The organism is Psychroserpens algicola (assembly GCF_014526325.1).
GTDB lineage: Bacteria > Bacteroidota > Bacteroidia > Flavobacteriales > Flavobacteriaceae > Psychroserpens > Psychroserpens algicola.
This window is the reverse complement of sequence record NZ_JACNMJ010000001.1, coordinates 157,325-182,172: the sequence shown is the minus strand read 5'-3', so window position 1 is coordinate 182,172 and position 24,848 is coordinate 157,325. Positions and strand designations below refer to the sequence as shown.

General features: G+C 36.3%; 24 protein-coding genes. 8 read left to right on the top strand and 16 right to left on the bottom strand.

The window, feature by feature from the left end:
- A complete protein-coding gene (arsS, locus tag H7350_RS00765; protein ID WP_204343963.1) occupies positions 1-1,065 on the bottom strand; it encodes an arsenosugar biosynthesis radical SAM (seleno)protein ArsS in 1,065 nt (354 codons plus the stop codon).
- A gap of 116 nt (positions 1,066-1,181) precedes the next feature.
- Entirely contained in the window at positions 1,182-1,517 is a 336-nt protein-coding gene (locus H7350_RS00760) for an arsenosugar biosynthesis-associated peroxidase-like protein (protein ID WP_204343962.1), read from the bottom strand.
- 179 nt (positions 1,518-1,696) lie between these two features.
- Here H7350_RS00760 and xdhC point away from each other — a divergent pair, with 179 nt between their 5' ends.
- Genes xdhC through H7350_RS00745 form a run of 3 tightly spaced genes read left to right on the top strand, consistent with a single transcriptional unit; the run spans position 1,697 to position 3,953 of the window.
- On the top strand, positions 1,697-2,467 hold the full coding sequence (gene xdhC, locus H7350_RS00755; RefSeq protein WP_204343961.1) for a xanthine dehydrogenase accessory protein XdhC: 771 nt from the start codon (positions 1,697-1,699) through the stop codon (positions 2,465-2,467).
- Positions 2,464-3,471 (top strand): hypothetical protein, encoded by a 1,008-nt coding sequence (locus H7350_RS00750; RefSeq protein ID WP_204343960.1) that lies wholly within the window; start codon positions 2,464-2,466, stop codon positions 3,469-3,471. The genes xdhC and H7350_RS00750 overlap by 4 nt, the downstream gene beginning before the upstream one ends.
- Positions 3,468-3,953, top strand: a complete 486-nt coding sequence (locus H7350_RS00745) for a hypothetical protein (RefSeq protein WP_204343959.1) — start codon at positions 3,468-3,470, stop codon at positions 3,951-3,953. Before H7350_RS00750 ends, H7350_RS00745 begins: the two co-directional genes overlap by 4 nt.
- A 4-nt stretch (positions 3,954-3,957) precedes the next feature.
- On the opposite strand, the gene H7350_RS00740 is transcribed toward H7350_RS00745, so the two are convergent.
- The 6 genes from H7350_RS00740 to H7350_RS00715 form a co-directional block, all read right to left on the bottom strand.
- Positions 3,958-4,368: a hypothetical protein gene (locus H7350_RS00740; RefSeq protein WP_204343958.1), complete on the bottom strand. Its 411-nt coding sequence runs from the start codon at positions 4,366-4,368 to the stop codon at positions 3,958-3,960.
- An 85-nt stretch (positions 4,369-4,453) separates the two neighbouring features.
- Positions 4,454-5,023, bottom strand: a complete 570-nt coding sequence (locus H7350_RS00735; RefSeq protein WP_204343957.1) for a GNAT family N-acetyltransferase — start codon at positions 5,021-5,023, stop codon at positions 4,454-4,456.
- A 5-nt stretch (positions 5,024-5,028) separates the two neighbouring features.
- On the bottom strand, positions 5,029-7,362 hold the full coding sequence (locus H7350_RS00730; protein WP_204343956.1) for a xanthine dehydrogenase molybdopterin binding subunit: 2,334 nt from the start codon (positions 7,360-7,362) through the stop codon (positions 5,029-5,031).
- Positions 7,355-8,764, bottom strand: coding sequence for an FAD binding domain-containing protein (locus tag H7350_RS00725; RefSeq protein WP_204343955.1), 1,410 nt, complete (start codon positions 8,762-8,764; stop codon positions 7,355-7,357). The genes H7350_RS00730 and H7350_RS00725 overlap by 8 nt, the downstream gene beginning before the upstream one ends.
- A gap of 3 nt (positions 8,765-8,767) precedes the next feature.
- On the bottom strand, positions 8,768-9,241 hold the full coding sequence (locus tag H7350_RS00720) for a nucleoside deaminase (RefSeq protein ID WP_204343954.1): 474 nt from the start codon (positions 9,239-9,241) through the stop codon (positions 8,768-8,770).
- A gap of 27 nt (positions 9,242-9,268) precedes the next feature.
- The gene (locus H7350_RS00715) at positions 9,269-10,723 is read right to left on the bottom strand and encodes a membrane dipeptidase (protein ID WP_204343953.1); all 1,455 of its coding nucleotides are present in this window, start codon (positions 10,721-10,723) and stop codon (positions 9,269-9,271) included.
- A gap of 105 nt (positions 10,724-10,828) precedes the next feature.
- Between H7350_RS00715 and H7350_RS00710 the strand changes: the two genes are divergently transcribed.
- A complete protein-coding gene (locus H7350_RS00710; RefSeq protein ID WP_204343952.1) occupies positions 10,829-11,596 on the top strand; it encodes a M90 family metallopeptidase in 768 nt (255 codons plus the stop codon).
- Positions 11,597-11,609: 13 nt separating this feature from the next.
- On the opposite strand, the gene H7350_RS00705 is transcribed toward H7350_RS00710, so the two are convergent.
- From H7350_RS00705 to H7350_RS00685, 5 genes are all read right to left on the bottom strand, one after another.
- On the bottom strand, positions 11,610-13,769 hold the full coding sequence (locus H7350_RS00705) for a xanthine dehydrogenase family protein molybdopterin-binding subunit (protein WP_204343951.1): 2,160 nt from the start codon (positions 13,767-13,769) through the stop codon (positions 11,610-11,612).
- 11 nt (positions 13,770-13,780) lie between these two features.
- Positions 13,781-14,242 (bottom strand): (2Fe-2S)-binding protein, encoded by a 462-nt coding sequence (locus tag H7350_RS00700; protein ID WP_204343950.1) that lies wholly within the window; start codon positions 14,240-14,242, stop codon positions 13,781-13,783.
- Positions 14,243-14,333: 91 nt separating this feature from the next.
- Complete coding sequence (locus tag H7350_RS00695) at positions 14,334-14,927, bottom strand: nucleotidyltransferase family protein (RefSeq protein ID WP_262891162.1); 594 nt, start codon at positions 14,925-14,927, stop codon at positions 14,334-14,336.
- The gene (locus tag H7350_RS00690; protein WP_204343948.1) at positions 14,924-15,940 is read right to left on the bottom strand and encodes an XdhC family protein; all 1,017 of its coding nucleotides are present in this window, start codon (positions 15,938-15,940) and stop codon (positions 14,924-14,926) included. The genes H7350_RS00695 and H7350_RS00690 overlap by 4 nt, the downstream gene beginning before the upstream one ends.
- Before the next feature lie 86 nt (positions 15,941-16,026).
- Positions 16,027-17,571: a hypothetical protein gene (locus tag H7350_RS00685; protein WP_204344924.1), complete on the bottom strand. Its 1,545-nt coding sequence runs from the start codon at positions 17,569-17,571 to the stop codon at positions 16,027-16,029.
- A gap of 147 nt (positions 17,572-17,718) precedes the next feature.
- On the opposite strand from H7350_RS00685, the gene H7350_RS00680 reads away from it, so the two are divergent.
- Genes H7350_RS00680 through leuB form a run of 4 tightly spaced genes read left to right on the top strand, consistent with a single transcriptional unit; the run spans position 17,719 to position 22,008 of the window.
- Complete coding sequence (locus tag H7350_RS00680; RefSeq protein ID WP_204343947.1) at positions 17,719-18,894, top strand: 2-isopropylmalate synthase; 1,176 nt, start codon at positions 17,719-17,721, stop codon at positions 18,892-18,894.
- Entirely contained in the window at positions 18,894-20,291 is a 1,398-nt protein-coding gene (gene leuC, locus H7350_RS00675; RefSeq protein ID WP_204343946.1) for a 3-isopropylmalate dehydratase large subunit, read from the top strand. Before H7350_RS00680 ends, leuC begins: the two co-directional genes overlap by 1 nt.
- Before the next feature lies 1 nt (position 20,292).
- Entirely contained in the window at positions 20,293-20,880 is a 588-nt protein-coding gene (leuD, locus tag H7350_RS00670; RefSeq protein WP_204343945.1) for a 3-isopropylmalate dehydratase small subunit, read from the top strand.
- 9 nt (positions 20,881-20,889) lie between these two features.
- Positions 20,890-22,008, top strand: a complete 1,119-nt coding sequence (gene leuB, locus H7350_RS00665; protein ID WP_204343944.1) for a 3-isopropylmalate dehydrogenase — start codon at positions 20,890-20,892, stop codon at positions 22,006-22,008.
- A gap of 157 nt (positions 22,009-22,165) precedes the next feature.
- Here the strand turns inward: leuB and H7350_RS00660 are convergent, their stop codons facing one another.
- The 3 genes from H7350_RS00660 to H7350_RS00650 are packed head-to-tail and all read right to left on the bottom strand — an operon-like array spanning position 22,166 to position 24,802.
- Positions 22,166-23,407 (bottom strand): ammonium transporter, encoded by a 1,242-nt coding sequence (locus H7350_RS00660; protein ID WP_204343943.1) that lies wholly within the window; start codon positions 23,405-23,407, stop codon positions 22,166-22,168.
- Positions 23,408-23,412: 5 nt separating this feature from the next.
- Positions 23,413-23,751: a P-II family nitrogen regulator gene (locus tag H7350_RS00655; protein ID WP_204343942.1), complete on the bottom strand. Its 339-nt coding sequence runs from the start codon at positions 23,749-23,751 to the stop codon at positions 23,413-23,415.
- A gap of 13 nt (positions 23,752-23,764) precedes the next feature.
- A complete protein-coding gene (locus tag H7350_RS00650) occupies positions 23,765-24,802 on the bottom strand; it encodes an outer membrane beta-barrel protein (protein ID WP_204343941.1) in 1,038 nt (345 codons plus the stop codon).
- Positions 24,803-24,848: the final 46 nt, after the last annotated feature.

Below are 24,848 nucleotides of genomic sequence, written 5' to 3'. Positions count from 1 at the left end.
TTAAGCAACAACACCTTGGCAGCTACTGCCTGCACCAGCAGTACAACCGTAACAATGTTGTGAAATGACGATATTACGTCCTTCTAATAATTCTTCGTTAAATTCTGATATATGCTTGGCCTTACTGTTTACAGGCAGTTCTAACATTTGATTAAAATCACAATCAAATAAATAACCATCCCAACTTATAGATAAGGTATTGGTACACATTACATTTTTTACAGCAGCAGGATTGTAGGCATCAACCAGTTGATACATATAATCTTCATAGTTTTCTGAAGCAATTAAATAATCCAGAAAACGTGCGATAGGAAGATTGGTAATCGCAAAAAGATTGTGAAATTGGATGCCGAAATCTTCCATCAAAGCCTTTTTAAAATCTTTTTCCATAGACATTTGATCACCTGGTAAAAAGGCACCTGACGGATTATATACCAGATCTAATCTCGAATTGCTATCGGGCATTCCGTAGCCTACTGCATTGAGTTCTTGCAAGGCTTTTATCGATTTGTCAAAAACACCATCACCACGTTGTTTGTCGGTTTTACCACGTGTCCAGTGTGGCATTGAACTCACGACATGAACATTGTGTTTTTTGAAAAATTCGGGTAAATCGTAATATTTTTTATTGGCTCTGATAATGGTTAAATTAGAGCGTACAATAAAATCTTTAATCCCAACTTTGGCCGCTTCTTCGACAAACCATCTAAAATCTGGATTCATTTCGGGTGCGCCTCCAGTTAAATCTAGGGTATGTGCACCAGAATTTTTAATGACCTCTAAGCACTGTCTCATCGTGTCTCGCGTCATGATTTCTTTTCGGTCTGGACCAGCATCGACGTGACAATGCTCGCAGACTTGGTTGCACATGTAACCTACATTAATTTGCAGAATTTCAAGCTTTTTAGCTTTAAGTGGAAACTGGCTCGTTTCAGAAATTTTAGCTTTAAACGTCGGGAGTTCGCCATTTTGGAAAATACCGTTAGATAAAATTTCAAGCTGCCTGTTACTTTGCGCTAAATCGCTTCCTTTTTTTTGTAGGGATTGGGTTTTTACTTTTGTCATAGCTATGCTAAGGTTAAGCTTAAGTATTACCATTTGCGTTAAGGATGGAGGCTTTGTTGGAGCTCCTCGAAGAGAGCGACTGCCGAGAGCCTGACCCTTGTGGTAACGCTAAACTATTAACCGTCTAATTTATTTACTTTATTCATCATTTGAACGCCATGCACCAAGGTTGCTCCGCTTTTTATCGCAGCACCAACATGAATGGCTTCCATCATTTCGTTTTTGGTCACACCTCTTTGCAAACCGTCTTTGGTGTAGGCGTCAATGCAATAAGGGCACTGCTCTGTATGCGCTACAGCTAAGGCGATTAAGGATTTTTCACGAGCTGTAAGTGCGCCATCTTCAAAAACTTTTCCGTAATATTCAAAGAATTTGTTGCCTAATTCTTCACTCCATTCGGTGATTTTGCTAAACTTTCTAAGGTCGGCAGGATCGTAATATGTTTTTGACATGGTTTTAAAATTTCAGTGGTTATTATTATTTACGTAAAAAAGAGATGTCGAGTTTTTGTCGCTATTAATTATCAAACTTAACAGAAAATTTAGCAGAAAGCTAATTTATTTTTTATCACAAAAACGAAATATGGTTTGCAGTAAAAAAGTCTTACTTTTAAAACCTGTTTAGGCTTAGCATGAAGAACTGGATTGATTTATTATCTGAATTTAAACGCAAACGCGAACCTGTTGCTTTGGTGACGGTTACGAAGTGCTTAGGTTCAACACCTTGCGTGGTTGGGTCTCGAATGCTGATTACAAAAGACCAAACACTTTATGGAACCATTGGTGGTGGAAAACTCGAGTTTTTAGCGACCGATGAAGCGATAAAGGCACTTCGTGAGAATCAAATTATAGAATCGAGTTATACATTGGGTCCTGAGTTTGAACAATGCTGTGGCGGAAAAGTTGAATTTATTATAGAACCTATGAATCAATCTCCTGAATTATTTTTATTTGGTGCTGGACATATCGGACAAGAAATCGCCAAAATTTTAGTAGATACGCCTTTTCGCGTTCATCTTATAGATTCGCGGGAAGACTGGTTTGAACAACTGACATTAGACGAAAGTATTATTTTGAATCAAGTATCTGTGAACGATTTTAAAACCTTTAGAGACGCAGTATATTGGGGAAAGAATTGCTATGTGTTGGTCTTGACTCATGATCATTCGATCGACTTTGAAATTATTGCTATGGCACTCCAAAATGAAACCAAATTTTTAGGATTGATTGGGAGTAAAACCAAACGTGTACGTTTTCATAATATGTTGGTGAAAGATATGAATATTGAGGACGGTATGAACACTGTTGTTTGTCCGATAGGCTTACAAGTTGGTGGTGATTCTCCTAAAGAAATAGCGATTGATGTTGCTGCGCAGTTGCTTGAAGTGCATTATAAGAAATGAAGAACAACAAATCTATCATTGATAAATTAACAGCGCTCTGGGCTTTAAACGAGTCGGGTCTTGGTGGATTTTTGCATGTGTTCAATACGCCTTTTACGGGTTTAATTGTTGGCGGCATTGCTATTTTGCTCATTAGTTTAATTGCTTACTATGCCGAAAATAAATGGCAAGCTATATTAAAAGCATTGCTTATTGTTTTAATTATAAAGATGGCTGTAAGTCCGTATTCACCATTTGGTGCCTATGTTGCTGTGAGTTTTCAGGCTATATTTGGCGCATTTTTGTTTTCTAAATTTTCATGGAAAGGGGTTACCTTAGTGATTTTAGGAATGGTGACATTTTTAGAATCGGCACTTCAGAAGTTATTAATACTTACCATTGTCTACGGAACGGCACTCTGGGATGCTATCAATATTTATGGTGCCTGGGTTCAGAGCAAGATGAATTTTGTTTCAGAAACGTCTACCACTTCATTATTAGTGACACTTTATCTTTTGGTGTATGGTATTTGTGGTATTCTTGCCGGATTGTTTATAAAGAGTTTAATTGAAATTATAGCGCAACATAAAGACGGTGATTTTTATATTGAACCCGAAGATTTGACTCAAAATGCCAGCCCTTCAAAAGTAAAATTTAAAACCAAAGTGATTTGGGTGTGGTTGATAACCATTGCTGGTATGGTGTTAGCTTTTCCTTTTTTTGGAGGCGATTTATTGGGTTGGAAAAAAGGCGTGTATCTGATGTTGCGTAGCTTCTTAATATTATTGCTTTGGTATCTGGTTATCGGACCTTTTTTATTGAAACTGGTTCAAAAATATCTCAGCAAAAAAGAGTCACAGTATAAAGAAGATATCAGTAATGCGATGGATCTATTTCCGTATTTCAGGCAAATTATTTCGTACTCTTGGCGTGATACCAAGCATTTAAAGGGCTATACCCGATTTAAACATTTTATGGCAAATAGTATTTCAAATTGTATTCATTTTAAAATCCCTTCGGAATGATTTATATTCTCAAAGGAGCCATTCGTTCAGGAAAAACAACAGCCTTATTAGATTGGTGTGCCTCTAGAACTGATGTTGACGGATTGCTTTGTCCTGATGGAAGTGATGGAAAACGCTATTTTTTAGAACTAAAGTCTAAAACCAAATTTGAATTTGAAACTGAACTTAAAACTGAAGAGGTCATTGCCATAGGAAGTTTTAAGTTTTTAAAATCTGCTTTTAAGACTGCCAATGAATACCTGCTAGAAGCTGCGAAATCTAGAGTATTTCAATATCTCATCCTTGATGAATTAGGAAAGCTGGAGTTAAAGAATGAAGGTTTGCATGCTGCAGCTCAAACATTAATTACAACATATAAGCAGGATCAAACGCAACATCTCATTCTGGTTGTACGTGATTATTTAATTGATGATATTATAAAGCATTATGACATTACCGAATATTCACTTTTAAATACAACCGATTTAAAGCTATTGAAGTGATGTGTTAGCTAAACAGCGTTTCACTTAAGGCGTAATAAATCGCCATTAAAGCCGAAAATATCGCAGATCCCAAAAAACGCCATTTGAGTTTAAAGCGATTCTGAATGATGTAATTGGCCACAAATGAAATCAGAATATTAGCCAAAAACGACCAAAAGGCAATCTCTAAAAGCGACCAGCCAATAGACTCAAATTGACCAGAAAATAATTTAATAAATACTAAATGTCTGGCTATCCACAGCGGATTAAAATACAAGATTGCCAAAAGCGTTTTGCTTAAAGTCGCCTTAATCCCCTTTAAAAAATGCGTTTTTTTGACAATCCAATCAAAGTAGTTTGGGATTTCAAAGGCGTAAATTGTAGCGCCAATACACATCATTCCCAAGAGACGATACCATGAAAATTCATTCAGCAATAAAGCTGCAATTGTATCTCCAGCACTATAAATTAATGCGCCTTTAAGAATGTTGGATTTTTTATAGTATAGTGCGATAGCAGTTTTAGTTTAAGTCGGATTCTAGTAAGCAATAAATTTCGCTATCTAAAAAGCGACCATCATAATAAAAATTTTCTCTAAAATACGCTTCTAATTTAAAACCGAATTTAAGTAACAACGCTTTAGAGTTTTCATTTTCAGTATTGACATTGGCTGCATAGCTATGAAGGTTTAGTTTGCGAAATCCAAAACGGATTAAAGTGTTTAGCGTCTCAGTCATAAATCCCTTTCCCCAATACTCGGGATGTAAAATGTATCCAATTTCACCTCTGGAATTTTGTTTATCAATACGCCAAATACCAAAATCGCCAATGTGTTTCCCACTGTTTTTTTCGATGATTGCCCAAGTAATACCTTGGCGTTCTTCAAATGCTGTATGATAGCCTTTGATGCGTTTTTCGGTATCTTCGGTACAAGTCGGAATTGCAGTATCCATATATTTGGAAACTGCCTGATGACTTCTAAGGTCTAACAATGTTTTTGCATCATTTAAGTTATAAGCTCTAAATTGCAGGCGTTCACTTTCTAACTCTGGAAACGTCTCAAAAACCAACTCGTTAACTTGTGTGCTCATAAGTATTATATTGGCTGATTGTCGTATAAACTTAGTAATACTTTTTCGGGTGTCATAGGTGCATGAAACTTTAAATTATAATTGGGATTAAAAGCTTTGATAGCATTTTGAATCGCAAAATAAGCACCAATGCCATACATTAGAGGCGGTTCACCAACAGCTTTCGATTTTAAAATCGCCAAGTCGTGACCTTTAGTTTCAACGGGAATCACTTCAACCTCTTTTGGTACCGAAAAAATATCCGGAATTTTATAAGTAGACAACGCATTTGAAAGTAACTTACCATCATCGTTATAGGCAATTTCTTCCATGGTCATCCAGCCAATTCCTTGAGCTAAAGCGCCTTCAACCTGTCCCAAATCAATACCTTCACTCATGCTTTTTCCGTAGTCGTGTACAATTTTAACCGAATCAAATTCATAGGTGCCACGTGTACAATCTACTGTGGTTGTAATGATGGCGGTTCCGTAAACATGATAGGCAAACGGATGGCCTTTTTCTTTAGTTTTATCGAAATGAATTTCAGGAGTTGCATAATGGGCATTTTCAGTCAGTGCAACACGTTTTAGCATAGTTTTACTGATGAGTGTTGTCCATGATAATTCTGATTTTTTACCATTGCAATAAACAAATCCATCTTTTAGTTCAATTGTATCTTCGGAAACATCCAGATCTTCTGAAGCGACTTGTATTAATCGTTGGAGTAGTGCGTTACAAGCTTTTAAAGTTGCCTTTCCGTTAAGATCGGCCGTAGAACTTGCAGCAGAAGGCGAGGTGTTTGCAACTCGTGTTGTATTGGTGGTTTCAATTTTTATGTGTTCTATAGGAATCGAAAATACTTGTGCTGCAATTTGCATCATTTTGGTATTTACGCCTTGTCCCATTTCGACAGCAGCTGTGCTAATACCAACACTTCCGTCGAGATAAATATGAACCAAAGCACGTGCATGATTCATGGGTGTGTTGGTGAATGAAATTCCGAAAGTAATAGGCATCAACGCCAGGCCTTTTTTAAAGTCTGAATGCTGTTTGTTAAAGTCTTCAACCTCTTGCTCTAAAGCTTCAATATTATATATGGCTGTTGCAGAATTCCATGTGTTTTTTGCCTCGACCTGTTTTGCAATTTGACCATAGGAAAAGGTGTCATTTTCATCTAAAAGATTCGCTTCCTGAATTTGTCTGGGCGTTACGCCAATTTCATGAGCCGCTTTGGCGATGGCAGATTCGATGACGAACATACCTTGCGGACCACCAAAACCTCGGAAGGCAGTGTTAGGTGGTAAATTTGTTTTACAGCTAATGACAGTGGTTTCTACATTAGGAACAAAATAACTATTGGTCGCATGAAATAAGGTGCGCTCAGCAATAGCAGGTGATAAATCGGCAGCAGCACCAGAGTTTTGGAGAAACTCAGCCTCGTAAGCCAGGATTTTCAAATCTTTGGATAGGCCAATTTTATAAGTACTTTCATAAGGATGACGCTTGCCTGTCATTCGTAAATCGTCATGACGATTCAGTATTAGTTTTACCGACTGATTAAGGTGATACGTCGCTAAAGCCGCCATGACAGCCCAAGGAGTAGCCTGATCTTCTTTGCCGCCAAATCCACCACCAAGGCGCGTGACATCCACTTCAATTTTATGCATGGCAACACCCAAAACCTGAGCCGTTGTTTTTTGAACAGCTGTTGGGCCTTGTGTTGATGAGGTGATTTTTATGTTTCCGTTTTCTAAAGGTTCGGCATAGGCACCTTGAGCTTCGATATATAAATGCTCTTGGCCGTTAGAGAAGGTTTCGCCTTCAAAAATATAATCACAAGCTGCAAATCCTTTTTCGGTATCGCCTAAGCTAAATGATCGTGGCGCGTTGATAAAACTTCCTTTCGCTTTGGCTTGTTTAGCTCTAGTAATAACAGGTAATTCTTCAATATCGATGTCGATTAAACTTCGGGCTTTTCGTGCAATAAATTCAGTTTCAGCAACGATTAAAGCAATGGGCATGCCCCAAAAATGAACTTCGTCTTCTGCAAATAAAGGTTCGTCAGGAATGATGCCGCCAATCTGATTTTTACCAGGAATATCTTTATAAGTAAAAATACGGACAACACCTTCAAGTGCTTCGGCTTTAGAATAATCGATATGTTTTATATGTCCGTGAGCTTTTGGCGAATCAAAAACAACAGCATGAAAAGTGCCTTGTCTAATGTTCACATCATCAACATATAAGGATTTGCCGCGAACATGCGTATACGAATCTAAGTTTTTAATACTTTGTTTAATCGACATGGAAACCGCATTCAGTTTTGAGTCTAAGGCCTTATTTGAGTTGTGTTTATGCATGCTGAACAAAATCGTTTAAGGTGAATTGCTTCGGAAATAAAGCCGTAAAATGAGCAAAAAATAATTGCCGACCTAACAGTCGTTTGTAGTCACTTGTTCCTCGAACATCACTGATAGGTGCGATTTCATCCTGAAGTACAGCATTGGCATTTATTACTGTTTCTGAAGTCAAGGGTTTGCCAATTAAAAATGTTGAAGTTTCATGTAAATACTTTGGAATAGCTGCAACACCACCAATAGATACATGGGCTTCTGAAATGTTATTATTTTCAATGGTGAGGTGTATTGCAGAATTGACACTTGCAATATCTAAATGGGTTCGTTTGCAGACTTTTTCAAAATTGAAAAATGTACTATTCGTTGGTAATTTAAAATGAATGCTTTTGATGAGTTCACCGTCGTTTAAATCATAGGTTTTGTAGCCTTGATAGAAATGTTTAAGTGGCATTGTGCGCTCATTTCCATGGTCATTTGAAATGGTGACGTCACTATTTAAAGCTAAAAAGAAAATAGTCATATCACCAATAGGAGAGGCGTTTACGAGGTTGCCACCAAATGAAGCCATATTTCTAATTTGCTCAGATGACACGAGTTTAAGATGTTGTTTTAGTTTTGGAAAGTAGCTGTTAATTTCAGCATGATTCCATAAATCAGACACTGTAGAGTTTGCGCCAATGGTACAGTTCTTATCTTCAATCGTGATGCCTTTTAATTTATCCTTAGCTGCAATAAGATGTACTTCATTATCTGCTAGATGGTCCGCTTGTTGTACATAGAGATCGGTTCCGCCAGACACAAATTTGCCTTGTGGTTGGTTGAAGTCTTTAGCCTCAATATCTTTTATACGCTGCGGAATAGTTTCAAAATAGTCTGGAATAAATTCATTATTAATCAGCCAATTGACAGTGTGTTTGTCTTGATTTTCTAAGTTGTCAACAAGCTGATACGCTGCTTTTTCAATCGCTTTATAACCAGTACACCTACAAATGTTTCCGCTAATAGCATCCAGAGCAGTGTTGTAATTATGTTCAGAATTTGACAATGCAAAACCCGTAAGCGCAACCACAAAGCCAGGTGTGCAAAATCCGCATTGTGTCGCGTAATTTGCTTTCATGGCCTCTTGAGCCTTAGTTAATTTGTCTTTTAGATTGGTACCTTCAACCGTTACAATATGCTTGCCATGCGCATTTCCTAAAGGCGAAATACAAGACGTTATACTTTGATAGGTCATTGAGTTTTGACTTAGTGTGCCAACCAAAACAGTGCAAGCACCACAATCACCTTCACGACAGCCAATTTTGGTACCAGTTAGACGTTGCTCATAGCGTACAAAATCCAATAAGGTCATCCCTGAATGCTCTGTAGTTCTTATGGTTTTGTTATTTAGGATGAATGTAATCATAGATTAGTACTCCGTTTTATCTTCTTTTTTTGTCCATTCCTGAAAGGGTTCTAAAGCAATGTCACGTGCCAGTTGCTCAAAGGGTATACTTCTTTTGTCGTATGGTAGCGGAATTTCCTTGTAGATAAATTCGTCATCAAAACCAATATTTGCGGCATCTACCTGATTACTGCCGTAATATACTTTGTCTGGTCGTGCCCAGTAAATAGCACCTAAGCACATTGGGCAAGGTTCGCATGAGGTGTAAATTTCGCAACCATCTAATTGAAAAGAATCCAGGTTTTTACAGGCATCTCTTATCGCGGTTACTTCGGCATGTGCTGTTGGGTCGTTTGTTGAGGTTACCTTATTATTGCCACGTCCTACAATTTTTCCATCTTTAACAACGATACAACCAAATGGGCCGCCTTCGTTGTTGTTCATTCCTTTTAATGCTGCATTTACAGCTTCTTTCATAAATTGTTCTTTATCAGTCATAGTTGTTCTCTTCTGAAATTTGATGTTTTATTTGAAGTTTGTTTTCAAGAATTCGTTAGCATTTATAAATAGCACGCGATCTATAATTTCGGTTGCAGAAATTTGATTTTGTGGTTGCAAGTTCGATTGATACGCATTAAGGTATTCTTCAGCTTTTTTGATGAGATAAGGTTTAATGTCCTCAAGATTTTCGGCTGTCCAAAGTCCTTTTATCGGATTAACGATACCGTCAAAATCTGAGCCTATTGCTACAGTTTCCCAACAAAACAAGCCGTTTTTATCTAGTAATTCAGCAATGTGCCGAATTTGCCTCCAGATTAAATTGGATTTATTTTTATAGCGTCTTTTTTTGCTTGGCCAGTATATTCTCGAACTTGCAATTGCTTTTCTGCTCGCAATGCGTCTTTCATCTAATTGCAAACCAAAAATACCTTTTGATTTTGCAATACGCAAGATTTCTGAATCATAAATGTTAATATCATCTTGTCTAAAATGCTTGCTAAATTTAGAATCTGAAACATCCCATTCAACAATGGACCTTCTGCCGTTTGCTGCGCCATGGCTGACTATAATTGGAATGTTCTGATTTGCATAAGTAGTTTCTAATAGATGATAGTACGTTTTTCTGGAAGCAGTACTCATGTGTTTAATATCAATAAGGATGCGTTTATTATCAGAATCATCTAATAATTTATCTATGACTTTAAAGCCCAAAGGAGTGATGTCTTTATTAAGTCCGCGATTTTGATTGTCCTTAATCAATCCAATACTGATGCTTCTAGCATGGCCACAAATTTCATTGTAAAAGTGATGCGCTAAAGTGATAAAAAAGGGTTTGTGTTCCCAGTTTTTTACAGTGTCTATATGTTTTAAAACAGTAGTTTCATCAGCAGTGTCTTTGTCTTTGTGTAGCCCAGTTTCAAAAGCGTGAGCTCCTTCTATAGTTGGGACGAGACTGATGATTTTTCTGTTATTGGTCGAGGTAGTAATGTTTGTGGATATGTCAGTATAATTGCTTACCAAGCGATAGGTAAACGTAATCCCATCGATAACCTGAGCGAAATTGTTAAGCTGCTTATAAAAGTTATATTCATCATTTAAATCTTGAAAATAGCTGTTGTGATTTCTTAGGTTGTCAATGCGTTTCTGGCTTACACCAGCAGCGAGATTAACGAGCAAATCTGGAATAAATTTTACACCGAGCATTTTGTCTTTGAGGAAATGTTTTTCAAAAGGATACAGGGAAATTACCACAATATTACAATCGGCTTTGGCTAACGCGGTTAAATCGGTTTGTGTGAATTTTGTTAGCGTGAGTAATTTATTGAATTGTCGCTCTATAAAGTTTGGCGGACTATAATGCCAAATGGAATTTTTTCTGCCAGCATTTAAATTGTTTTGTTTTGTAGGCGTGTACTTAAAGCTCTTTCCGTAAGGTTTTAAAGAAGGATGGCAGTGAATATCAATATATGACTTTTTCATTGTTGGTCGATTATGGTACTGAAAAGATATTCATTTTTTGTTAGATTTAAGCTTAATACGAGTGAAAATCATTAGTTTAGAAGTCTTATTTAATTGACTGTTTTTATGCTGTATATTCTTGTTTTTATTTTGCTTTTAGTTTTTGTTGTGTATGTCTTTTATAAGAAATACTCCAGAAATATCGAGCAATTTCCTAGTCATTGGCATGCTATATTGCTTAAAGAAGTCAGGTATTATAAAAACTTAGAACCAAGTGAACAGAAGCGTTTTCAAACTAGGATGATGCAATTTTTGAGCGAAGTTTATATAGATAGTGTCGGATTTGAAATAGAAGAATTAGATAAGATTTTAATTGCATCGAGTGCTGTAATTCCTGTGTTTTCGTTTGCTGAATGGCATTACCCAACGCTTAGTGGTATAATACTTTATCCAGACAATTTTAATGAAGATTTTCAGTTTTCAGATCAAAGTAAATCTAAACGAATAGCAGGTGTTGTAGGTACAGGGCGTTTAGAAAAGAAGATGATTTTATCTAGAAAAGCGTTGTATCACGGATTTAAAAATGCTAATGATAAACGCAATACCGCCATTCACGAATTTGTACATTTAATTGATAAAATGGATGATAATGTCGATGGAATTCCTGAAGTATTAATGCAGAATGCGTATACAATTCCGTGGTTGAAATTAGTTCATGATGAAATGGAAGCCATTAATAAAGATACATCTGATATCAGAGCTTATGGTGGTACCAAACAAGCGGAGTTTTTTGCGGTGGCATCAGAATATTTTTTTGAAAACCCTAAACTCATGAAACGAAAGCACCCAGAACTTTACAAGATGATGGCGGATTGTTTCAGAATTAAAATTTGATTTACTTTTCTTATTATACCTTAAGATTCGCTTCGTATTTCTGTATGGATTTTACAAAAGGTTGTTTCGTTAATAATTGTCCTGTAGCTGCTTTAATAGCATTTGCCAAAGCGCCTCCAGCAGGCGGTAATCCAGGTTCTCCCAAACCAGTTGGTGATAAGTTGTTGTCAACAAAATACGTTTCTATAATAGGTGTTTCTTTCATTCGGATTAAACGATAGGTGTTAAAATTAACATGCTGAGGCTGGCCATTTTCAAATGAAAAATCACCATACATGGCGTGTCCAATTCCGTCAATAACACCACCTTCAACTTGATTTTTTGCACCTGTTGGATTCACTACGATACCACAATCGACTGCAACGGTCACTTTTTCAACCAAAGGTAAGCCATTTTTTAGGGTGATATCAACAACTTCGGCAACATGAGTATTATGACTGTAATACGCTGCAAAGCCTTGGTAAATGCCGTCTTTTGTATTGCCCCAATTACTTTTTTTAGCCACTAGATTTATAGTGTCTGTCATTCGTTTAGCAGAGTATTGAATATTCGGATCTTCACCATCCTTGACGTTTTTCAACAAGTCTAAACGCAATTGAATTGGGTCTGTTTCCAGAAGTTCGGCAAGCTCATCAAAGAAGCTTTGTTCGGCAAATGCGAGAAAGTTGGTATAAGGGGCGCGCCAGGCTCCTGTGGTAATATTGCTTTGGTAATTTCCAGATTCAACTTTGTAGTTTTTTATCGCACCAGCTGGAAAGAAATGCGGAATAAGTCCATACATATTAGAGTTGATGGCGGCTTCTTTTAAATGGTAGCCTGTCACGTTTCCGTCTTTAATAGAGGCTGCAATTCGATATTTTATCGCAGGTCTGTAAATACCTGCAGCCATATCATCTTCTCTGGAGAAAATTACTTTTACAGGCTGTTTTGTGAGGTTGGATATTTCGGCAGCTTCTAGTGCAAAATCACCATAGAGTCGTCGGCCAAATCCGCCACCCATTCTAGTCATCTCCAGATGAATATCTTCTTCACTGCGATTAATTAGATCAGCAATTCGTCTTGCGGTTCCTGCAGGTGTTTGAATAGGACCAACCAAATGCACTTTATCAGCAGTGACATTGGCATAAAAATTCATAGGTTCCATACAGTTGTGTGGTAAAAAAGGCGACTCGTAAGTCCGTTCTAACACCTTATCTGCTTCTGCAAAAGCCTGTTTTACATTGCCATCTTCTCGACGTATTTCAAGATTTTTTCCGTCTAATATTTTAAATAATTCAGCATCATGATCAGCCGTATTTTCCAAATTACTGTCGTTGGTCCATTGCACTTTCAATGTTTTTTTTCCTTTCATGGCAGCCCAAGTGTTTGAGGCTAAAACGGCAATCTTATCACCAAACTGAACAACCTCAGAAACACCATTAACAGCTTTAGCTGCAGTATCATCAAATGTGTTTATTTTTTGACCAAAAGCCGGAGGTCTAATTACGGAAACATAGGACATGTTTTCGGCGACATAATCTAAACCAAAAAGTGGTTTTCCTGTTATGATTGCATCGATGTCAACATTAATCGCATCTTTCCCGATAATTTTATAGTCTTTAGTTGTTTTCAATGCTACATCTTCAGGAATTTCAAGATGTGCTGCTTCATTAACCACATCGCCATAGCCTAATTCATCACCATTCGAATTTTTAATAATGCCGTTAGAAGCCGAACACGTAGAAGCTTCAACACCCCATTTTGCAGCAGCAGCATTAATGAGCATTTGTTTTGCAGTAGCTCCAGTTTGACGCAGAGCATCCCATCCAAAACGTATGGATTGACTTCCGCCAGCCACTTGTCTGGAAAAATTGGTAGTATCTAAAGCGCCTTGTTCAACTGAAACATGATCCCATGGGACGTCTAGTTCTTCAGCAATAATCATAGGCATAGATGTTTTGACGCCTTGACCGATTTCAGGGTTTGGTGAAAAAATAGTGACATAGCCGTTTTCAGCAATTTTAATAAAGGCATTAAAATCTTTAAAATCTAATTTTGAAATATCGACAGGAGGTGCAGCCGTTTCCCCACAAGATGTTAAGAAATTGAATCCAATTAATAAGCCTCCAGAAGCCAGGGCAGATGTACGAATAAAGTTTCGTCTGCTTAAGGTAAATTTGTTTTGATTTTCCATGATTTCTTAGCTTAAGACATTTTTTTAGCAGCTAAAGCCACTGCTTTTTCAATTCGATTATAACTTGCGCATCTGCATAAATTGCCGTTCATGGCAGTTCTGATTTGTTCGGAATTAGGATTAGGATTTTGTTTTAAAAATGAGGTTGCCGTCATAATTTGACCGGCTTGACAATATCCGCATTGTGGAACATCAAGCTCTTTCCAGGCTTCTTGAACCGGATGTAATTTGTCATCTGATAATCCTTCAATAGTTGTGATATTTGCGCCTTCTAAACTCGCCATAGGAATAGAACAACTTCGTACAGCAGTGCCATCGAGATGTACAGTACAAGCACCACATTGCGCAATGCCACAGCCAAATTTGGTACCTACTAAATTGAGTTCGTCACGAAGCACCCAAAGTAGCGGTGTATCGTCATCGACAGTTACAGCAACCGCCTTTCCGTTAATCTTTAAATTATAACTTGCCATAGAACTTAGAATTATTCAGCTAAAGTTAAAGAATATTTCCCTTAAAATAACTGATAATGATATTTTTATGTTTGAACTTAACGCTTTTTGATTACGATGTTTTGCCAAGAGATTTTAAGAACTGATGGTAGTCTTCTTTGGTGTCAATATCTATTAATTGGTCATTGCTAATCGGAATTACTTTAGTGTACGATTTGTTGAGGAGTTCTTTTGCGCCTTTATCGCCTTTTAAGTCTTGAAGCTGTGTGTAATAAGTCTTCGGAAATATCGCCGGAACACCGATGCTACCCGAATAACCCGAAGCTGAAATCTGATTAGGACTGGTTTCAAATGAATCAATGAGTACGTTGATGAAATCTGCATCTACTTTAGGTTGATCTCCAAGAAGGATTAAAACAGCATCGAAATTTTTGTCTTTGATGTGGTCAATTCCAGCATAAATACTAGTGCTTAAACCTTTGTTGTAGTTTGTATTGATAATAGGTGTCACGTCATATGATTTGATAGCATCACTTATAACCTCATAATTTGAACCGAGCACACAAAAGACATTGTTAGCTTTCGATTGTAAAGCTTGTTCAATACTTCGTCCCAAAAGCGTTGTGTCACCAACTTTTAATATCTGTTTAGCAGTTTCCATTCGGGTGGATTTTCCAGCGCTAAGAATCAATGTAGCAATTCTCATTTTTTCACTGATTTTACAGTTATAGAGCGTAAGGACATAGGCTTGGTTTGTCTGATGACCATTAAAATTTCAGAAACTATTGCTAGTGCGATTTCCTCTGGTGTAATGGCGCCTATGTGTAATCCTGCCGGACTGTAAATAGAATTGAGGAAGTCTTCCTTTATATCCGGATTATAATTTAAGAGTTCGCTTTCCAATTGGTTTCGCCGTTTCGAAGATCCGATTATACCTATGTATTTAAGTTGAAAAGGCTCTAGTTTTAAAAGGTATTTTAAATCCTGAACATAATTATGTGTCATGAGTACAACGATCGTTTCCGAATCTATATGTAAATCGGCGATTTCGGGCGTTAAAGCCGTAACCGATTTGGCTCCAGGAAAATCGGAAAGAGATTTTGGATCCTTAATCGATGTGATGATATCTACTTCCCAACCCAGTAAATTCGCCATAACACAAAGTTTTACAGCATCATGTTCGCCACCAATAATAAGCAGTTTGAGACTTGGTTTTAGGCTTTGAGAAAAGACATCTAAGCCATTATTTTTTGGATGTATAGCTTCGGAAAAGGTAAAACTTTGATTATTATCTACTAAAAAGCAACTTCCAAAAGCACCGATAGCATCATCCTTTTTTTGATAATATGACTGGATTTGAAACTCTTGACGTGACTCTAAAATATGCTGGAAGGCTTTTAAGAACACATCAGAAATATAAAAGGGTTCAATTAAAATGTACAAAATGCCTTCGCATCCCAAACGGTAACGACCATCATAAGTCATGACTTTTGACGTGTTGGTTTCAAACACAGATTGCGCGCGTGTATTGATATCATTTTCAACACAGCCACCACTAACAGCACCAACCATGGTTCCGTTTTCAGAAATAAGCATTCTCACACCAGGTTTTCTGTAAGATGATCCTTCGAGGTGAACTACAGTAGCGAGTACGTTTTTCAATCCGTTTTGCTGATTGAGTTTTGCCTGATATACGATATTTTTAAATTCGTGAGTCATTGTCTTGATAAGTCAACGCTTACTAAATTACTGTTTTTATGGCTACTATTTTGCTGAAATTAAAGAAATTGAAATACTGTGGTGTTCTAGGCGTAGTTTTCTAGATATTTAGTCTTTATAATTTGATCGACAGGTGTATTTGTGATTTTGCTTTCTAGCCACGAAATAATATCTAAATATAAAAAAGCACGTCTTTCAAAAGGATGATCTTCATATTGTTTTAGTGTGGCATGTAGCTCGATGAAAGCATTTTTAAGTTCATGCGGATAAATATCTTGTAAGCCTTTAATGAATTTGATCATTTCTTTTTGAACCTCATGAAGTTCATTCATCTTGATTAAGAACTTATAAGTCGTTCTCAATAAGGTGTCTAAATGGTAGTCTAGTCCAGCCTCATAATGTGCCACAAGGTTTAGAACTCTCGAAAAGCAAAGTAAATCTTCGCGCATAGAAAGGGATTTGTTGGAAATAATTTTATCTAAATATTTGATGCATTCTTTATTGTTTCCAGCTCCAAAATGCATACTTGCAAACTTGTAATAAAAAATCATTTTATGATGTTCGTCAATACGATTTTGGTACTGTGTTAAGTTTTTTTCTATACTCGGAATTAATTTCAAACCTTCATGAAAACTCCCATCAATAAAATGTTTGTTGATGTCGTGAAAATTGAAATACAAAAAGGTTAAAGCCTGAACGTTTTCGTCTTTTGGGAAGGATTTACCTTCGACTTTCGATTTTAGGTTAGAAAGAACCTCTGTAAACTTAGGTTTGTTTTTGATAAAAAAAATAGACTCCAGTAAATAGTTGTTTGCTTTTAAGAAAAACACGGGATTCAGATTCACCATCTTAGGATATTGCGAAAACAAATCGACACATTTTGCTGCATATCTATAGCAGTTTAAAAAATCCTGTAATAAAAAACTATACCATAAATGTGCTTTGTAAAGCCAGAGTTTTTCTCTGAATCCGAGTTGTGCTAATTTGATTTTTGGAAGTCGGTCATTAAAATATTTAGTTACCTCCTCGCTTTCTTTTTCATTTTTTACGTAGCCTGTTTTTAATATGATGCTGTAAAGCTGAAGTGATAAATTTGAAAGTTTACTGGCAATAACATTAAGTGAACTTAATTCTTTAGCCTGAATAGCTAATTCATCGGCTCTGGTACTGATGCTTCGCGTAATGTATTGAGCTTCAATAATTTTTTCGAGTTCTACAATTTCAAAAGCCAGGTTTTTTTCTTCATTCTGAATGGCAACATCTTTGGCTTTATCTAGGATTTTCAAGCTTTGTTTATACAGTCCTTTGTGGTATAAGATCGATGCAAAGTCTAATTGTTCTCTAATTTGAGATCTGATATTTTGATGTGACGGATTGAGTTTTAAACTGATTAATATTTGTTTGTATAAATGTGACTTTACATTAGCCAGTTGCTGTTTTTTTACAATTCCGCTTTTTAAAATTACAGTCTCATCATACACATTTGATTTGTCAAGGAGATTGAAAAGATTCAGGAATTTAGAATCCGAATTGACGCCAAGTCGACCAACATATAATTTAAATTGTCGCTTTTCAGATTTTGAAAGCGATTTAATTAGTAAAAACAAATTATCTTTTTGGTCCTTAGTCATCAAACAAATGTTGTTTTAATATATTGAAAATCAGATTAATAATAAATTAAATTTTGTTTGAACATCGTAAAACTAAATAGAGTTGTATGTGTTAAAACAAATCCAAAATATACATTCGTAAGACAAAAGAAAAATATATTTTGATAAATGTCTGATTCCAACGTAAAAATTTTCGATACCACACTTCGCGATGGCGAACAAGTACCAGGTTGTAAACTGAATACCGATCAAAAAGTCATTATCGCCAAACAGTTAGATTTACTGGGTGTAGATGTTATTGAGGCTGGTTTTCCTGTGTCGAGTCCAGGTGATTTTAAATCGGTAGAAGCGATTTCAAAAATCGTAAAACATGCTACGGTTTGTGGTTTAACCCGTTCAGTAGAAAATGATATTAAAGTGGCTGCACAGGCCCTGACTTATGCTAAAAATGCTAGAATCCACACAGGAATAGGGACGTCTGATTCACATATCAAACACAAGTTTAAAAGCAACAGAGATGCAATTATCGAGCGTGCAGTGAGCGCTGTTAAATATGCAAAATCTTTTGTTGAAGATGTTGAGTTTTATGCTGAAGATGCTGGCAGAACAGATAACGATTATTTAGCAAGAGTGTGTGAAGCTGCGATAAAAGCTGGAGCAACAGTTTTAAATATTCCTGATACTACAGGTTACTGTTTGCCTAGTGAATATGGTGCAAAAATTAAATACTTAAAAGAAAACGTAAAAGGTATTGATAAAGCAATATTATCATGTCATTGTCATAATGATCTTGGTTTAGCCACTGCAAATTCGATAGAAGGCGTTATCAATGGTGCCCGACAAATTGAATGTACAATCAATGGTATTGGTGAGCGTGCCGGAAACACAGCTTTAGAAGAAGTTGTGATGGTATTAAAGCAACATCCTTACCTTAATTTAGATACCAATATCAATACTTCAATGTTGTATGGTATGAGTCAGTTGGTGAGTGATAGCATGGGTATTTATACGCAGCCAAATAAGGCAATTGTTGGTGCTAATGCATTTGCTCATAGTTCTGGAATTCATCAAGATGGTGTTATTAAAAATCGTGAAACCTATGAAATTATTGACCCTAAAGATGTAGGTGTTACCGAATCGGCTATTGTTCTTACAGCAAGAAGTGGTCGAGCGGCATTAGCGTATCGCGCAAAGCATGTTGGTTATGAATTAACTAAAATTCAACTGGATGAGGTCTATGCTAATTTTTTGAGTTTTGCAGATAAAAAGAAAGAAATTAATGATAATGATATTCATCAAATTATTGAGACAAGCAATGTGTATCAACAAATAATTTCAGCCTAATGGGAAAGACCTTATTTGACAAAGTATGGGATGCGCATGTGGTAGATTCTATTACAAATGGTCCACAAATTTTATACATCGATAAGCATTTAATTCATGAGGTTACAAGTCCTCAGGCATTTAACGAATTAAAAGCACGAAATATTCCTGTCCTCCGACCAGATCAAATAGTAGCAACTGCAGACCATAATACGCCAACGCAGAATCAACATTTACCTGTTAAGGATGAATTATCAAGAAAACAACTAGCTCAGCTTTCAGAAAATTGTAAAGCTAATAATATAACCTTATACGAGTTAGGTCATAAATATAATGGAATAGTTCATGTGATGGCGCCTGAATTAGGTATTACACAACCTGGAATGACCATGGTTTGTGGAGATAGTCACACTTCAACACATGGTGCTTTTGGTGCTATTGCTTTTGGGATTGGAACGAGTCAGGTTGCACAGGTTTTTGCAAGTCAGTGCTTGTTGCTTACTAAACCAAAAAGTTTACGAGTCACGGTTAATGGCAAGTTAAAGAATGGTGTCTTGCCTAAAGATGTCATTCTTTATATTATTTCAAAATTAGGAACTAACTCTGGAACAGGTTACTTCTGTGAATACGCTGGTGACGTTTTTGAAAATATGAGCATGGAAGGCCGAATGACTGTGTGTAATATGAGTATTGAAATGGGCGCTCGTGGCGGAATGATTGCGCCAGATGAAACTACTTATGATTATATTAAAGGAAGAGAATTTGCACCCAAAGGAAGCGAATTTGATAAAAAGGTAGCGTATTGGAAAACTTTGGCTACAGATAAAGATGCTCAGTTTGATAAAGAATATGTTTTTGATGCTGAAGATATTGAGCCAATGATTACCTACGGAACAAATCCTGGAATGGGTATTAAAATTTCAGAATCTATTCCACAGGAAACAGACGCTTCGTTTAAAAAGTCACTTGATTATATGAATTTTCAATCAGGTGAAAGTTTGATAAATAAGCCCATTAATTATGTGTTTATTGGAAGCTGTACTAACTCCAGAATAGAAGACTTTAGAGTTGCGGCAAGCTATATTAAAGGCAAGCAAAAAGCCGATAACGTTACAGCGTGGTTAGTGCCAGGAAGTAAGCAAGTCGAGGCTCAAATTATAGATGAAGGTTTAAAAACCATTTTTGATGCTGCAGGTTTTGAACTGCGACAGCCAGGCTGTTCAGCTTGTTTGGCAATGAACGATGATAAAATACCTCAAGGTGAATATTGTGTATCTACTTCCAATAGAAATTTTGAAGGTCGTCAAGGGCAAGGGGCAAGAACTATTTTAGCTAGTCCGTTAGTGGCAGCTGCAACTGCTGTTGCTGGAAAAATTATTGATGTTACTAAAGCAATAGAAACATTAGAAGCTGTATAATATGGAAAAATTTACAACACTTACATCTACTGCAATTCCATTAGATATCGCTAATGTGGATACCGATCAAATCATTCCTGCGCGTTTTTTAAAAGCAACTGATAAGAAAGGCTTTGGTAACAATGTTTTTAGAGATTGGCGCTTCAACGAAGACCAGTCAAAAAACAGTACCTTTATATTAAACGACCCTAAGTATTCGGGTAGTATTTTAGTTGCTGGCGATAATTTTGGTTGTGGCTCAAGTCGAGAACACGCAGCGTGGGCTCTGGTTGGATATGGATTTAAAGTTATTGTTTCAAGTTTCTTTGCTGACATTTTTAAAGGAAATGCATTAAATAATGGTTTGTTACCTATTCAGGTGTCTGAGCAATTTTTGGCAGAACTTATGAGTATCATTAAGAAACATCCAGGTACACAAATTAGTGTTAACTTGGAAATGCAAACTATAGGAATTGAAGGGGCTATTTCAGAAACATTTGAAATAGATCCTTATAAAAAAACATGCTTAATTAATGGTTATGATGATATTGACTATTTGTTGAGCAAAACAGAATTAATTAAAGCTTTTGAAGTTCAAAAAACATATTAAATAGTACAAATGAAATTAAAAATAGCCGTATTGCCAGGAGATGGAATTGGTCCTGAGGTCACTAATCAAGCTGTAAAGGTTTTAAAAGCTATAGCTTCAGAATTTGATCATACATTCAGTTTTAAAACTGCAGATGTTGGTGCTATAGCAATCGATAAATATGGTGATCCACTACCAGATAAAACCTTAGATTTATGTAAATCGACAGATGCTATTCTGTTTGGTTCTATCGGACATCCTAAATATGACAACGATCCATCTGCAAAAGTGCGACCAGAACAAGGATTGCTTAAATTGAGAAAGGAATTAGGGTTATTTGCAAATATTAGACCGGTTAAAGCTTATAAGCCATTATTAGATAAGTCACCTTTAAAAAAGGCAATTATTGATGGCACAGATATTAGTATTTATCGCGAATTAACTGGCGGAATTTACTTTGGAAAAAAGGAATTGAGTGAAGATGGAAATACAGCATCAGATTTATGTGAGTATTCGCGTATAGAAATTGAACGAATTGCACATTTAGCATTTAAAGCAGCAAGAGCCCGTAAGCAAAAAGTAACTTTGGTTGATAAGGCTAATGTTTTGGAAAGTTCAAGACTCTGGCGTAAAATTGTTACCGAAGTTGCTGCTGATTATAAAGATGTCGATTTAGATTTTTTATTTGTTGATAATGCTGCAATGCAAATGATACTTAACCCTAAACAGTTTGATGTCATTTTGACTGAAAATATGTTTGGTGATATTATTAGTGATGAAGCAAGTGTAATTGGTGGCTCAATAGGTTTGCTGGCATCAGCTTCAGTAGGTGAAACTCATGCGATGTTTGAACCAATTCATGGCTCGTATCCGCAAGCTGAAGGTAAAGGGATTGCCAATCCGATAGCGTCAATTTTATCTGCGGCAATGTTATTGGATCATTTTGAACTTTATAACGAAGCTGAACTGGTTAGATTAGCCGTTGATAAGTCACTTAAACTAAAAATAACAACGCCTGATATTAATTCTGAATTTGATTCTATAACAACATCTAATGTTGGAGATTTCATTGAAGATTTTATTTTTAATCCAAACGATAGTAATCGAAATTTTAAGAATATTCACTTAGGGCAATCGACAATTATTTGAGGTATATTCGAATTGTAATAAGTGATAAAAAAATGCTTGGCAATTAATTACCAAGCATTTTTTTTATGTCACAATTTACTTTATTAAATGTCAATACTAACAAACCCTCTAATGTAGTATTAGAGGGTTTATTCCCTAACTAATAAAAATAACAAACTTAGTGCTCATTTAATCTAAAGTCTGGATAAGCATCCATACCATGTTCATGAGCATCAAGACCTTCTAATTCTTCACGTTCTGAAACTCTTATTCCTACTGTTTTCTTCATGACAAAAATGATAAGGAAGGAAGAGATAATACATATTCCTGCATAAGAGGCAACACCAATAAGCTGACTAACAAATTGTGAACCACTGGCAAGTTCTCCGAAGATTCCAACAGCTAATGTTCCCCAGATACCACAAACTAAATGTACAGCAATAGCTCCAACAGGATCATCTAATTTTAATCGATCAATTAAGGATACTGCAAATACAATAATTGCTCCGGCAACAGCTCCAATGATGATAGCATCTGTTGGACTCATTTGATCTGCACCAGCTGTGATTCCGACAAGGCCACCTAAAATTCCGTTTAAAAACATGGTTAAATCCATATTTTTATATTTTATGAATGATACTAGTGCAGCAATAACACCACCTGAAGCAGCGGCCAAGCAAGTTGTAACTAAGGTTAAAGAGGTTAGACCTGGATCGGCAGATAATACCGAGCCGCCATTAAATCCAAACCAGCCTAACCATAAAATGATGACACCAGCGGTTGCTAAAGGAATATTATGTCCAGGTATTGCTTGTAGTTTTCCGTCTTTAAACTTTCCAATTCTAGAACCTAATAAGCAAACAGCAACTAAAGCTGCCCATCCGCCAACTGAGTGTACTAATGTTGAACCAGCAAAATCATAAAAAGGTGTTTCTAATGTTTGTAAAAAACCGCCTCCCCATTTCCAGGACCCAGCAATTGGATAAATGAGACCAACATATAGTATCGTGAATACCATAAAAGGTCCAATTTTCATACGTTCAGCAACAGCTCCAGATACAATAGTAGCTGCTGTAGCTGCAAACATACCTTGAAATAAGAAATCGGTCCAATACGTGTAGCCTTCGTTATAAGCCAAATCTAATGCACCAGCATCAGTTAATGGTGCATCTAATCCAAAACCTGCAAAACCAAAGAGGCCTATGTCGCCATCAGCAAAACCAGGATACATTAAGTTAAATCCGACCAGACAGTAAAGTAAAAGTCCGATAGTGATTATAAAGATGTTTTTAAATAGGATATTAATAGTGTTTTTTTGACGAGTCAATCCGATTTCTAAGAATGCAAATCCTAAATGCATAAAGAAAACGAGTGCTGTACAGATCATCATCCATACATTATTTGTAGTAAGTAATTCCATGTGTTTTATTTTAAAGTGTTTCCTCCTTTTTCTCCTGTTCGTATTCTGTATACTTCCTCTATGTTTGAGACGAATATTTTACCATCGCCAACATCTCCTGTTGAACCTGCTTCGAGTATGGCTTTTATGGTAACGTCTTCAAAATCGTCATTCACAACTATAGAAAGGTAGCGGCGTTGAATGTCACTTGTGCTATACGAAACACCTCTGTAAACATGGCCTTCTTTTTCATTGCCTAATCCTGTAACATCCCAGTAGGAGAAAAAATTCACACCTACTTCATGTAATGCTTTTTTTACTGCGGAAAATTTTGATTTCCGGATGATTGCTTCAACTTTTTTCATAATTTTATTAGTGTTAGTTAAATTTGTATACGGCAGCTACTAAGAAAGATGCCAGGCTTTTACTTGGCTCTAAATCGTTGTCAAAATAGAATTCTTCCGACCAGCTATCGAGTCGTATTTCTGGAATAATTGTTAAGTCGTCTATACTATAGTTAGCAGATAGCGTAGCGGCAAATACAGTTTCGTCATCAAAATCCTCAGCATGAACGCCAAAGTATTCTCCTCTTAAGCCTAAGGCAAATGTTTCTGAAACGGTATACTGTGGGTATAATGCAGCACCATAAAAACCGCTTCCGTCAGTATCGTTATATGTCGCGTTAATTCCTAAGAAAAAGTCGTCACTTAAATTGCTTCCACCTGTATAATCAACCTGAAACGTAGAACCGCTTGATCCTGTTTGGTCGCCATAAACAAAATTTAAGTATTGATCTTTGTAACCTAACTGAAGACCACCTGTATAGCTTCCGTCAAGGTTAATTTCGGTAAAATCAGTACTATTCATAACGGCAAGCATTAATGAAAAGTCATCAGATAAAGCTATGTCAGCTTTTAGACCTGTGTGTGAAAATGGTCCGTTTGAAAACATGTAAGATGTGCTGTAGTTAAAGTTTCCAGTTGGAGAAATTACTTCATAACCTAAAAACGTATTAAAGTTTCCGAGGGTTAAAGTGACACTTTCACTTACATTGTAATACATGTATAATTGGTTGACAATATTTGATGATCCTGCTGATAAGAATACTGCGTCTTCACCTCTGGGTCCAAATACTAAGTCTGCTACAAAACCTACTTTATCGCCATCGTAAGAAATAATAGCGTTAGCCATACCAAGACTAAAACCACTTCTGTCTGCAAAAGATGTTCCTGGGTTAAGGAAAAAAGTATCATCACCATCTTCAAAAGCTTCATTAGGACCAGTGAGATTGGTTCTAAAATATGCATCTACACTTCCAGATATTGAGAATTTTTTTTCAGAAGTCTCTTCTTGAGATTCTTGTGCAGTTAACAGTATGGATGTTAACAGTAATGTGAGGGTAAATAAATGTTTCATAAAAGTTAGTATTTATAGTTTGAAAACGATAAAACTATATAAAAAG